Annotated in this window: 11 protein-coding genes; 6 read left to right on the forward strand and 5 right to left on the reverse strand. The window is 38.3% G+C overall.

Features of this window, described 5'->3' with window-relative positions; genetic code table 11:
* Nucleotides 1–177: 177 nt before the first annotated feature.
* A complete protein-coding gene (gene fadB, locus HUN22_RS11380; protein ID WP_002114932.1) occupies nucleotides 178–2331 on the forward strand; it encodes a fatty acid oxidation complex subunit alpha FadB in 2154 nt (717 codons plus the stop codon).
* Between the two features lie 12 nt (nucleotides 2332–2343).
* Nucleotides 2344–3516 carry an acetyl-CoA C-acyltransferase FadA gene (fadA, locus tag HUN22_RS11385; protein ID WP_005065826.1) on the forward strand — a complete coding sequence of 391 codons (1173 nt, stop codon included), beginning with the start codon at nucleotides 2344–2346 and terminating at the stop codon, nucleotides 3514–3516.
* Nucleotides 3517–3560: 44 nt separating this feature from the next.
* On the opposite strand, the gene HUN22_RS11390 is transcribed toward fadA, so the two are convergent.
* Together HUN22_RS11390 and HUN22_RS11395 are read right to left on the reverse strand one after the other, a co-directional pair.
* Complete coding sequence (locus HUN22_RS11390) at nucleotides 3561–4052, reverse strand: hypothetical protein (protein ID WP_217488151.1); 492 nt, start codon at nucleotides 4050–4052, stop codon at nucleotides 3561–3563.
* A gap of 243 nt (nucleotides 4053–4295) precedes the next feature.
* Nucleotides 4296–4943, reverse strand: a complete 648-nt coding sequence (locus tag HUN22_RS11395) for an RBBP9/YdeN family alpha/beta hydrolase (protein ID WP_174729307.1) — start codon at nucleotides 4941–4943, stop codon at nucleotides 4296–4298.
* 71 nt (nucleotides 4944–5014) lie between these two features.
* On the opposite strand from HUN22_RS11395, the gene HUN22_RS11400 reads away from it, so the two are divergent.
* Nucleotides 5015–5380, forward strand: a complete 366-nt coding sequence (locus HUN22_RS11400) for a MerR family transcriptional regulator (RefSeq protein ID WP_174729310.1) — start codon at nucleotides 5015–5017, stop codon at nucleotides 5378–5380.
* 21 nt (nucleotides 5381–5401) lie between these two features.
* Here the strand turns inward: HUN22_RS11400 and HUN22_RS11405 are convergent, their stop codons facing one another.
* Nucleotides 5402–6160, reverse strand: coding sequence for a hypothetical protein (locus HUN22_RS11405; protein WP_174729313.1), 759 nt, complete (start codon nucleotides 6158–6160; stop codon nucleotides 5402–5404).
* A 178-nt stretch (nucleotides 6161–6338) separates the two neighbouring features.
* Here HUN22_RS11405 and HUN22_RS11410 point away from each other — a divergent pair, with 178 nt between their 5' ends.
* From HUN22_RS11410 to HUN22_RS11420, 3 genes are all read left to right on the forward strand, one after another.
* The gene (locus HUN22_RS11410) at nucleotides 6339–7040 is read left to right on the forward strand and encodes a DsbA family oxidoreductase (protein WP_174729316.1); all 702 of its coding nucleotides are present in this window, start codon (nucleotides 6339–6341) and stop codon (nucleotides 7038–7040) included.
* A 360-nt stretch (nucleotides 7041–7400) separates the two neighbouring features.
* Nucleotides 7401–8540, forward strand: a complete 1140-nt coding sequence (locus HUN22_RS11415) for a hypothetical protein (RefSeq protein ID WP_174729318.1) — start codon at nucleotides 7401–7403, stop codon at nucleotides 8538–8540.
* A gap of 126 nt (nucleotides 8541–8666) precedes the next feature.
* Nucleotides 8667–9560 carry a selenocysteine synthase gene (locus HUN22_RS11420; protein ID WP_174729321.1) on the forward strand — a complete coding sequence of 298 codons (894 nt, stop codon included), beginning with the start codon at nucleotides 8667–8669 and terminating at the stop codon, nucleotides 9558–9560.
* An 82-nt stretch (nucleotides 9561–9642) separates the two neighbouring features.
* Here HUN22_RS11420 and htpG read toward each other — a convergent pair whose 3' ends face one another.
* On the reverse strand, nucleotides 9643–11562 hold the full coding sequence (htpG, locus tag HUN22_RS11425; protein ID WP_174729324.1) for a molecular chaperone HtpG: 1920 nt from the start codon (nucleotides 11560–11562) through the stop codon (nucleotides 9643–9645).
* Nucleotides 11563–11663: 101 nt separating this feature from the next.
* Nucleotides 11664–12017 carry a lysozyme inhibitor LprI family protein gene (locus HUN22_RS11430; protein WP_174729327.1) on the reverse strand — a complete coding sequence of 118 codons (354 nt, stop codon included), beginning with the start codon at nucleotides 12015–12017 and terminating at the stop codon, nucleotides 11664–11666.
* Nucleotides 12018–12051: the final 34 nt, after the last annotated feature.

Genomic DNA, 12051 nt, shown 5'->3' on the forward strand with positions numbered 1-12051 from the left:
GATTAAAAAAAATATTTAAAAATAATTGATGACCCTTGCGTCACGGCTTGATACAACTTGTCAGGTTTTTTTTAGATATAGTTATCGTAAGATTAGCGAAGCATAAATGTGTACCTAAGCTGTGCACACGCTTCATAACATCAACTTAGAAGTCCTCCAAAACTAAGGAGATCAGGCATGATCCACGCTGGCAATGCCATTACCGTCCAAATGCTTTCGGACGGAATTGCAGAATTCCGCTTTGACTTACAAGGTGAGTCGGTCAATAAATTTAACCGTGCAACAATTGAAGATTTCCAAGCTGCTATTGCTGCGGTAAAAGCAAATAACGATATTAAAGGCTTAGTTGTTACCTCGGGCAAATCAACATTTATTGTTGGGGCAGACATTACCGAATTTGGTGAAAACTTCGCGCAAGGCGAAAAAGCGATTGTTGACTGGCTTATGCCTGTTCACGAAATCTTCAATAGCTTTGAAGATTTAGAAATTCCAAAAGTTGTTGCTATTAACGGTATGGCGTTAGGCGGCGGTTTTGAAATGTGTTTAGTTTGTGACTATCGTGTGATGTCAGAAGCTGCACAAGTGGGCTTACCGGAAATTAAACTTGGTATCTACCCAGGTTTCGGTGGTAGCGTACGTTTAAGCCGTCTGATCGGTATCGACAACGCGGTTGAATGGATGGCGATGGCTGCTCCTAAAAAACCAGCTGCTGCGCTAAAAGATGGTGCTGTAGATGCGGTTGTAGCTGCTGATAAATTACTTGAAGCTGCAACTGACTTGGTTAAGCAAGCAATTTCTGGTCGTTTAAACTGGAAAGCAAAACGTCAAGAAAAACTCGAAGCTGTAAAATTGAATCCGCTTGAACAAATGATGGCGTTCAATACTGCAAAAGGTGCAGTGCTTGCTAAAGCAAATCCTGCTCAATACCCTGCTCCAAAATTATTACTTGATTCATTACAAGCAGGTGCAAGCCTTGCGCGTGACGAAGCATTAAAAGCTGAAGCTGAAGGTTTTGCAAAAGCTGCGATTACACCACAAGCTGGTGCATTGATTGGTTTATTCCTCAATGACCAAGTTGTTAAGAAAACTGCTAAAAAATATGAAAAAGGTGCACACCCTGTAAACCAAGCAGCTGTACTTGGCGCTGGTATTATGGGTGGTGGTATTGCTTACCAAGCGGCAAGCAAAGGCACACCAATTATTATGAAAGATATTGGTAATCCACAACTTGCTCTAGGTATGAAAGAAGCGAACAGCTTGTTAACTAAACAAGTTGAACGCAAGAAAATGAAACCTGCGCAAATGGGTGAAACGCTTGCACGTATCCGTCCTACTTTAAGCTACGATGAGTTTAAAGAAGTTGACATCGTGATCGAAGCAGTTACAGAAAATCCAAAAGTAAAAGAAATGGTACTTGCGGATACTGAGAAGAATGTTCGTGAAAATACGATTATTGCTTCTAATACTTCTACGATTTCAATCACGCGTTTAGCAAAAGCATTACAACGTCCTGAAAACTTCGTTGGTATGCACTTCTTCAACCCAGTTCACATGATGCCGCTTGTAGAAGTGATTCGTGGTGAAAAGACTTCTGAAGAAGCGATTGCAACTACTGTTGTGCTTGCTCAAAAAATGGGTAAAACACCGATCGTTGTAAACGACTGCCCAGGGTTCTTGGTTAACCGTGTATTGTTCCCTTACTTTGGTGCGTTCGACCTTCTTGTAAAAGACGGCGCAGACTTCCAGCAAGTTGACAATGTAATGTCTAAATTTGGCTGGCCAATGGGTCCTGCTTACCTTATCGACGTTGTAGGTATCGACACAGGTGTACATGGTGCAGAAGTCATGGCTGAAGGTTTCCCAGACCGTATGAAGCCAGACTACAAAGGTTCAATCCAAGCAATGTACGAAGCTAAACGTCTTGGTCAAAAGAATGACGTTGGTTTCTACAAATACGAACTCGATAAGAAAGGCAAGAAAGCAAAAACTGTTGATCCAACAGCATATGAAATCATTGCTCCTTTCGTTACTGGCGAAAAACGCGAGTTTGATAACCAAGAAATCATTGACCGTATGATGCTTGCTTTCTGTAACGAAACAGTTCGTTGCTTAGAAGACAACATTGTTGCAACTGCTGCTGAAGCAGACATGGCAATGATTATGGGTGTAGGTTTCCCTCCATTCCGTGGTGGTCCATGTCGTTATATCGACCAAACAGGTGTTGCTGAATACGTTGCACTTTGCGACAAATATGCACACTTAGGTAAGGCTTATGAAGCGCCACAAATGTTGCGTGACATGGCTGCTAACAACAAAAAATTCTACGGTTAAGGAGCAACGTGAATGGCTACTTTAAATCCACGTGACGTTGTCATCGTTGATGGCGTACGTTCTGCAATGGGTAAAACCAAAAACGGTATGTTCCGTAATGTACGTGCTGACAGCTTATCTGCTGAATTGGTTCGTGCACTCGTTGCTCGTAACCAGTTTGATGTAAACGAAGTTGAAGACCTAATCTGGGGCTGTGTAAACCAGACTTTAGAACAAGGTATGAACATTGGTCGTAACATTGGCCTACTGGCTGACTTACCAAAAACTGTTGCTGGTCAAACGGTAAACCGTCTTTGCGGTTCTTCTATGCAAGCGCTTCATACTGCTGCTGCACAGATCGCAACGAACCAAGGTGATATCTTCATTATTGGTGGTGTAGAGCACATGGGTCACGTAGGTATGATGCACGGTATCGACTTAAACCCAGAAGCATCTAAACACTATGCAAAAGCATCTAACATGATGGGCTTAACTGCTGAAATGTTAGGTCGCATGAATGGCATCAGCCGTGAAGAGCAAGACGCTTTTGGTGTTGAATCTCACCGTCGTGCTTGGGCTGCAACTCAAGAAGGTCGTTTCAAAAACGAAATCGTTGGTGTTGAAGGCCACGATGCAAATGGTTTTAAAATCCTTTGCGACATCGACGAAGTAATTCGTCCAGATGCAAACCTTGAAGCATTCAAAGCACTACGTCCTGTATTTGACCCGAAAGGCGGTACTGTAACTGCAGCTACATCTTCAGCTTTATCTGATGGTGCTTCTGCAATGTTACTTATGTCTGCTGAACGCGCACAAGCATTAGGTTTAAAACCACGCGCTGTAATTCGTTCTATGGCGGTTGCAGGCTGTGACGCAGCAATCATGGGTTACGGTCCAGTTCCGGCAACTCAAAAAGCACTTAAACGTGCTGGTTTAACGATGGCTGATATTCAAACTATTGAATTAAACGAAGCATTTGCTGCTCAAGGCTTATCAGTAATGAAAGGCTTAGGTATTTATGACAAGCAAGACATCATTAACTTAAATGGTGGTGCGATTGCTTTGGGTCACCCACTAGGCTGTTCTGGTGCGCGAATCACAACGACTTTGTTGAACGTAATGGAACAACAAGATACTCAAATCGGTCTTGCGACAATGTGTATCGGCCTTGGTCAAGGTATTGCAACAGTGATCGAACGTGTTTAATTAACACCAAGATAAAAAAATCCCCGCTCAATGCGGGGATTCTTTTATCTTCCTTTTAAACCATCTTGAATTTGCTGCTGTAAATTTATGAGGTCATTAATATTTACTTTCATCGTACCTTCACGATAAGCATCCACATTACTTCGGTTAATATTCAATGGTCTTAACATTTCGAAAATGCCATTGGTTGGGTCAGAAGACTGTATTCCACCTGCTACCGCTAAAATATATTCTTGTAAGAATGGAGAAAGCTGGGATAAATCTGGCTGTGCCATGACTGGCTGATAATCTACGGTCGTGATACCTTCAGAGACTAAAGCATTTTGTATATCGTAATGCGTTTTATACTCACGATGTTGCAGAGCTTGACGCACTTTTTTATCTTCCTGATATGGTACAAAGCCCACCTCTTCACGTAGCTCAGATTCAGCCATCACGCGAATTGTTGGTAAAGTAGCCACTTCTTCTGCTTGAACAGTCGGTAAACTCATAAAAGCAAATGCAGCTATGAAGGCTGATTGTTTTAGAAAGTTCATAACTTGCTCCAAAAATCACTCACCCTATTCAAATTAAAAAGATGATGATTAAATTAAAAGTATCTATAAATAGGCTACAACAGACTGCTTTGTGATTCAGTAATGCTCAGATAAACGGTAAATATAATTAAATTTTTTAATGTAAAAGTACGGTTCTGCTATTTATTAAACTGCATCCTATAAAGCACTCTATAACTTAAACAAAAGTGTTCAGATTATAGAGTGCGATTTATCTTATAAATTTTATTTGCTCTCTAACATCCCTTTTAAAGAATTAACGACTTGTGGAAACGTCGTATAACCTTCCCTTCCTAAAAAATGCCCACCATTAGGAACGGTAATGTACGGCGCATCAATTTCTTTCGCCAATTCAATAGTCAGTTTTGGCGGAACTAAATCATCATTATCGGATAAATACACCAGCTTTTTCTTTATGTTCTTAAAGTAGTTCGTATTGACTTTGCTTTTCGTTATATAGGCATCGAGTGGAGAAAAGTCTGAAATTGGGCCAGAAAATCCGGATACTAAAATCATTCCACCAATATTCTGGTAATCATGTTTTTGCAAAAAGTGCAGTAACGTAATCACCCCTAAACTGTGTGCAACAAAATAGGTATTCTCATCTACCTTAGGGATCTGTTTGTCTAAAACCTTTTGCCAAGCATCCACATCTGGATGCTCAGAATCTGGAAATGGAATTAAAGTAACGGTTGTATGTTCATCTTCTATTTGATGTTTTAAATCTAAAAACCAGTGATCATCGATAGAAGCAGAGTAACCGTGAAGCACAAATATTTGACGCATGTTCTTCTCCTGAAGTTCCAATGTTTTGGCATTTGCAACAAATGACATCCATCCGAATAACACCAATAAAATGAGTTTTCTGATCATTGAACAAGTACCATTTTGAAAGATAAAAACATGCTAAACTATGACACCACTGTTAAGGTCAAGCCTATTTTATGAACCTTGCCAAAGCTGCCGAACTCACAAAAGTAAGCCCTCGTATGCTGCGTTATTATGAGAGTTTAGGGCTTATACAGCCTCATCGGGCGAATAATAACTATCGAAGTTATACGCAAAAAGATATTGAAACTATTAAGAAAATTAAAATATTGAATGATGCAGGCATGCACCTAAAAGATATTCAGGTTTTGCTGCCTTGTTTTGATTTAGATGAACGCGTATTTACACTGTGCTCAGTAGTTCAAGAAAAACTACAAACTGAGCTCATGCACGTGTCTGAGCAGTTAAATAAACTACAAACTTCTCAAAGTTTATTACAATCTTTTTTAACCAAAGGAAAAGCCGAGAGCACCAAACTATAACTCTTGATGCTCATACTCTGCTTATTCTTTTAAATCTCCTTCGAGTGAAGCTACATTCCTTTTCTTAATTTTTTCAATTTTTGCATTTAGTTTTAATACATCTTGATAAAGCCCATTAAACTTTTTGACCTGAGCATTTTCATGAAAAAGAATCATCTGATCTTTCTTTTGCCACTTATAATTTTTTAGAAGCTTAAACATTTGTTCCGCTTTATCTAAAATTTGTAGTTCAATCATAAAAATTGCATGGTCTTGATCTGCTTTTTGCTGAGTTCCCAATTTCATTTCAAGGAGTTGCCTCATTTCTGCATCCACAGATAATTCCTGAACTTTTGCTAAGAAAGTTTTATGAATTTTTTCATATTGAGTTTGATATTTATCTGAAGCCGTACGAACATCGGCTAACATTTTTTCTGTTTCCACATACTTCTGTTTTTTATCAAGATCTAAACGATCAATATTTAAAAAAGTATCCCACTTTGCTGCTTTTAATTCTCTTAAATATTCATTACGTGCATTTATATTTTGAATCCAATAACTTAAAAGAAATTCTGAAATTTGCTTATAGTGTCCTGCCAACCGTTTATCGTGAATATTAAGCTCGACAGGTTTAGACCAATCCTGTGCTTGTTCATAAAGCTGATTCATTTTTTCAGTCATGACCACATCAAACATTTGGCTACTGTCTTTGGCCTGTTGCTGTTTGATATGTTGATAGGTGAAAAAAATAATACTCGTGATAACAACCAGACTTGCAATCGCAATCAAAACTCGGCGCATACACACCTCCTATTTCCCTTCTTATAGTTTTGCTCTTTATAGTTATGAAATAGAGCTTATATCTTCTTTATATGCCATTTATTTCACAATACGCAACACTGTATTCGCTACTCAAAGCTTTAAATCCTGATCCATCATCCCTATTATGATGGGTAATTAAAATTTATGAGATTCTCCCATGCGTGTTGATGTCTGGTCTGATGTAGTTTGTCCTTTTTGTTATATCGGCAAAAAACGCCTCGAACATGTAGCTGCTGAAGCAGGTATTGAGCTTGAAATCCACTGGCATAGTTTTGAATTAGATCCTGATGCACCAGCAAAACATGACACTTCAAATACTGAGCGCTTAGCTAAAAAATATGGCCGTACCTATGAAGAGATGGAAGAAATGGAGCGCAATATTGCGGCCATGGCTGCCTCTGAAGGCATTGATTTCCAATGGCAAAAGGCAAACTCAGGCAATAGTTTCAACGCACACCGTATTATTCACCTTGCTCAAAGCAAAGGTTTAGGCAATGAAGCTAAAGAAGCTTTCTTCCATGCTTATATGACAGAAGGTCTCGCAATTGGCGAACGTGAAGTTGTAGAAGAAATTGCATCTCGTATTGGCCTTGATAATGCCGAAGTTGAATATGTATTAGATACCAATGAGCTATCTGACTTTGTTCGTCATGACGAACAAATTGCGCGTGAGCAGCTCAATGTAACTGGTGTGCCATTTTTTGTATTTGACCAGAGAATTGCCCTCGCTGGTGCTCAACCTCGTGAAGTCTTCTTACAAGTGTTAGAAAAAGCGCAAATCAAAGCAAATGCTGAAGAAGTCGAGCAAGATGATGCAGCTATTTGTACTGATGAATCATGTGATATTCCACAGAAATAAACTAGTACAATTTAAAATGTGATCAAATCGTATGTTTTATCACCATTTTAGCAATAGAGCGTTCTAAAAAAAGAACTATCCAATTGCCAAAAATCAGTTTATTATTGCCGCTTAGAATATTCGCGCTGTAATGTTCTGTTTTTTATGTATTTAATGATCGGAATTTGAAGTTTCCTTGATCTATCATCCCCCATTAATGGGGGATTTTTTTTGGCTAAAAATAATCGCTACTAGCTTAAACTTTTTCATTTATTTCAAATATGTAAAAAAAGTTAAATTTACTTAACTTTTGTGTCGCCCTCTTGATTTTATTAGAAAAATCAACAAAAGTGGAAACAACAACAAAACATAAAGATAGATATGAAAACATTTCATGTAATGCCGTACCGGCAGCTTTTTGCACTTTTAACAATTGGATTTGGTTCAGTATGCATCACTCATGCAGAGACCTCTTCTTCTACTACCCCACAAGTAGGGAGTACATCAACTGGAGTACAAACCGAAGCCTCTACAGATGAAAATGTATTAGATAAAATACCGCGTTGGGTTGACGCAACTCCAACCATTTTTCCAGAGCAGTCTAATCATCCTATAGTTCCCCCTACTGAACAAACAGAAGATCAAACTTGGGTTGACCGCAAACAAAAGAACATTCGTAATTGGGCCGATCGTACTTCTGAAAAAATTGATGATTGGTTTGGTGAAGTCGATCCACAAAAACCCGCAACAGCAACCATTCGCGTCATGGTCGACAACTATTGGAATGAATACGATAACTATGAAATCAAACCCAGAATTCGCGGTAAGATTAAGCTGCCGACTCTAGAAAAACGTCTCAGTGTAGTATTTGGTGATGATTCTTTAGATGATGAATTTAATAACAGTCCAGCCAATATTAATCAAAATCCGAATCAAGATCCAAATAAAAAATTAGATGGCAAACGAGCTCGAGATGACAACAGTTCGATTGCCTTACGTTGGTCAAATTTCTCTAAAAAACTGCCTTTTGAAACCGATGCCGACTTAGGTATTCGTTCTGGGGATGATGTTTATGTTCGTTTAAAAGCATCAAAAGATTGGCAACTCCGTAATGATTTTAAGTTCTATGCTGAACAAATTTATCGTTATGGAATAGATAGCGAAAACTACTTGCGTACCAATCTTGAACTGACTCATGCTAGACCAAATCAACCGTTTTTATCGAATCAGTTCAGCCTGACCTATGCGGATGATCAAGACGATGATCTAGCTTGGGAAAATAGAACTTTCCGCGAACATCATTTCTTTGCAAACAACCGCTTTAACTATGGTATTTATACAAGTGGTTATTACAACGACAATGACTTACGTTTAAATAGTTGGGGTCCGTTTGTTTCATGGCGCCAACCCGTTTTACGTGAATGGTTCTTTGTACAAGGTGATGTAAATTACTTTAATGACCACCGCGAAGATCGCAATCATTTTGTCAGCACCTTCTTGCGCTTAGAAGCTCTTTTTTAAGCTGCCAAACATCACCTTGGAACCCATCCAAGGTGATGGATAATAAAATACTTTTAAATAAAATTTTAAGCTTAGCCTTCTAAAGTACTGTTCTAATTTTTTATTTTTGATTCCTTATCTTTAAAAATGAATCAATTTTCTTCTTTTTCATTTCAAAATAGATCGGCTATCTTCATTTGTATTTATAGTTTGGGTGTATTAGCATTACTTCCACATTCTCAATTTTTTTATAATTCATTAAAGCACCAACGATCACGACGTTATCCTTATTCTTCTACGAGTTTCGCTAAAGTAAAAAGACAATCACTTTCACGCTCACCTTGTGAAGTAGAAGCAAACAATGCTTTATCTGATGCTGGTTTAATTCAAGAGCTTATGGCTGTATTTGGAAATGATACGTTATGGAAACGTGTGACTCAGCCTGAACAAACATATAAAGCCTTTGGTAAAAAGAAGAAGAACTCTTCAGCTCAGATTTCGACAACTAATCCACTGAGTGCAAGCTGGGCCACTATTTCAACATGGATGCCTTTTGAAAATGACCTTGATTTAGGATCTAACTCTGAGAGTGATGTGTATGTCCAATTTCTGGCAAAGAAAAAATGGAATTTAAGACATAACATTAGTTTGGATACAGAACAGGTATTTCGCTACGGTTCTACTAGCCGGAACTACACCGAGACAACGCTAAACCTAACGCAAAAAATGCAAGACAACACTCTTTTCACTAATAAATTTAATGTGAATAAGAGTGAAAATGAAGATTATAGTTGGGGAAATTGGACTTTCCAGCAGTATCAATTTTTAAAAGATAATCATCTTACTTACGGTGTCTATAGTGGTGGTGTATATACCAAAAATGATATTCGACTAAATAGTTGGGGGCCTTATATTTCATGGCGCCAGCCTGTGTGGAGAAATTGGCTTTTTATGCAAAATGATCTTAACTTTTTTAACCATATTAATGATGATGCGAAACATCAGCTCAGTGTTCAAATAAATCTAGAAGCTAATTTTTAATCAGAAATTATCAAATTGTGGATAACTCTTTCTTTATCCACAAAAAAGCCCCTGACAGCTCAGAGGCTTTTTTAAAGCTAAATTATTTCAACAATAAACTGTTAATACGCTTCACATAAGCTGCTGGATCTTCTGGTAAACCACCTTCAGCAATAACAGCCTGATCGAAAATCACGTTTGCCAAGTCATCAAACTGCTCTGAACCTTCGAGTTTCTTCACCAATGGGTGTTCTGGGTTAATTTCTAAAATCGGTTTGATTTCCGGTACCGCTTGCCCTGCTTGTTTGAGCATACGAATCAGTTGAGGCGATAATTCACCTTCACTTGTTACTAAACATGCAGGAGAATCAACTAGACGCGTAGTTACACGTACTTCTTTAGTTTTAGCCTTTAATGAGTCACTTAGTTTCTCAACAACAGGCTTAAACTGTTCAGCTGCTTGCTCAAGTGCCTTTTTCTCTTCAGCATCTTGCAAGTCACCTAAATCAACTGCGCCTTTAGATACATTCTTCAATGGCGTACCGTCAAACTCATGAACAAAATTCATTGCCCATTCGTCAACACGCTCTGCCATTAATAATACTTCAATGCCTTTTTTCTTGAACAACTCAAGCTGTGGTGAGTTTTTCGCTGCTACTAGACTATCAGCAGTCACATAATAAATGGCTTTTTGGCCCTCTTTCATTCGTGCTTTATAATCAGCAAAAGAAGTTGTTACTTCGTCATTTGTTGATGTCGCATAACGTAATAATTTTAAAATACGTTCACGGTTACCAAAGTCTTCACCCAAGCCTTCTTTAAGTACTGAGCCAAACTCACTATAGAAAGTCTTGAATTTTTCTTGGTCTTTTTCATCTTCTGATTTAGCCAAACCATCAAGTACAGTTAATACACGACGTGCATTACCTTCACGAATCGTTTTGACATCACGGCTTTCTTGCAGCAACTCACGGCTAACATTAAGCGGCAAATCAGCACTATCCACGATACCTTGAACAAAGCGTAAATAGTTCGGAATTAAATTATCCGCATCATCCATAATAAAGACGCGTTTTACATATAGCTTAATTCCCGCTTTTGCTTCACGAGTAAAAATGTCATGTGGTGCTTTACTTGGAATATAAAGTAATTGGGTATATTCAGTACTACCTTCAACACGGTTATGTGCCCAAGCCAGTGGTGCTTCAAAGTCATGAGTTAAGTTTTTATAAAACTCAATATATTGCTCTTCAGTCACTTCACTTTTGTTACGTGTCCATAAAGCACTTGCCGAGTTGATCGCTTCCCACTCGTCAGTTTTGACCATTTGGCCGCCTTTAGGCTCTTCACCCTCAGCAACCTCTTCTTCCTGCCAAACTTCTTTTTGCATTTCAATTGGCAGACTAATGTGGTCAGAGTATTTATTAACAATCTGCTTAACTTTATAAGATTCTAAATAATCAAGTGCATCATCACGTAAGTGAAGAATAATGTCGGTACCACGTGAAGTCTTATCAATTTGCTGAACTTCAAACTCGCCAGTACCACCACTAATCCAGCGCACCCCTTCAGATGCATCTAGACCCGCACGGCGTGATTCAACCGTAATCTTGTCTGCAACAATAAAACCTGAATAAAAACCCACACCAAATTGACCAATTAATTGAGCATCCGCTTTTTGATCGCCAGTCAATTTTGACATGAAATCTTTAGTGCCTGACTTAGCAATTGTACCCAAGTTATCAATTGCTTCTTGCTGGCTTAAACCAATACCGTTATCAGAAATCGTTAACGTTTTATCTTCTTTATTTAAGCTGATTCGTACATGTAAGTCTGGATCATTTTCATAATATTCAGGATGATTAATTCCTTCAAAACGCAACTTATCACATGCATCTGATGCATTAGAGATAAGCTCGCGTAAGAAAATCTCAGGGTTAGAATAGAGAGAATGCGTCACTAAATGTAAAAGCTGGGCAACTTCTGCTTGGAAACTATAATTTTGTGATGCTTGTTCACTCATAAATCACTCCTTAAATTTTGAAGCTGTTTGTTCTCGAATGCTTTATGAATGGAGTACTTCTAGAATTTTTCAATCCTGAATATCAAAAATTTTTAATCTAATTAAAATGGGCCGTGGCTTAACACCCTATCTTGCAATATCGTATCTAACTGCTTTTGACGTTGTTGGTAAGCTTTGCTAATACAACTGACATTGGCAGCACAAGCATTTCTTTTTTTCAGCCATTGCTGCTGAGTATCTTTTTGGTTATCTCGTCCACCCATAGGTAAAGCATGCAGAACGATTTGATACGTCGTTGCCATTTTTACATCTGCATCATTTAAAGAACGGTTTTTACAAATACTTTTTTCCGTTTTCGTTTTTGCAGCCTCACACGAAAAACTTGCAGCTTGCGAATTTTGAGTAAAAGCAAAACCGCTCAAAAGTGCCAAACAAATCGCCAATTTGTTATTCATGTTTTTATTCCCATGCTTATATTGAATAGAAATT

This window comes from Acinetobacter lactucae, from assembly GCF_013344765.1.
GTDB classification, from domain to species: Bacteria; Pseudomonadota; Gammaproteobacteria; order Pseudomonadales; family Moraxellaceae; genus Acinetobacter; species Acinetobacter lactucae_A.

Excerpts from the sequence above, each read along its gene's own strand:
- fadB (WP_002114932.1), top strand. The coding sequence starts at position 178 with ATGATCCACGCTGGCAATGCCATTACCGTCCAAATGCTTTCGGACGGA.
- fadA (WP_005065826.1), top strand. The coding sequence starts at position 2,344 with ATGGCTACTTTAAATCCACGTGACGTTGTCATCGTTGATGGCGTACGT.
- HUN22_RS11390 (WP_217488151.1), bottom strand. The coding sequence starts at position 4,052 with ATGAACTTTCTAAAACAATCAGCCTTCATAGCTGCATTTGCTTTTATG.
- HUN22_RS11395 (WP_174729307.1), bottom strand. The coding sequence starts at position 4,943 with ATGATCAGAAAACTCATTTTATTGGTGTTATTCGGATGGATGTCATTT.
- HUN22_RS11400 (WP_174729310.1), top strand. The coding sequence starts at position 5,015 with ATGAACCTTGCCAAAGCTGCCGAACTCACAAAAGTAAGCCCTCGTATG.
- HUN22_RS11405 (WP_174729313.1), bottom strand. The coding sequence starts at position 6,160 with ATGCGCCGAGTTTTGATTGCGATTGCAAGTCTGGTTGTTATCACGAGT.
- HUN22_RS11410 (WP_174729316.1), top strand. The coding sequence starts at position 6,339 with ATGCGTGTTGATGTCTGGTCTGATGTAGTTTGTCCTTTTTGTTATATC.
- HUN22_RS11415 (WP_174729318.1), top strand. The coding sequence starts at position 7,401 with ATGAAAACATTTCATGTAATGCCGTACCGGCAGCTTTTTGCACTTTTA.
- HUN22_RS11420 (WP_174729321.1), top strand. The coding sequence starts at position 8,667 with ATGAATCAATTTTCTTCTTTTTCATTTCAAAATAGATCGGCTATCTTC.
- htpG (WP_174729324.1), bottom strand. The coding sequence starts at position 11,562 with ATGAGTGAACAAGCATCACAAAATTATAGTTTCCAAGCAGAAGTTGCC.
- HUN22_RS11430 (WP_174729327.1), bottom strand. The coding sequence starts at position 12,017 with ATGAATAACAAATTGGCGATTTGTTTGGCACTTTTGAGCGGTTTTGCT.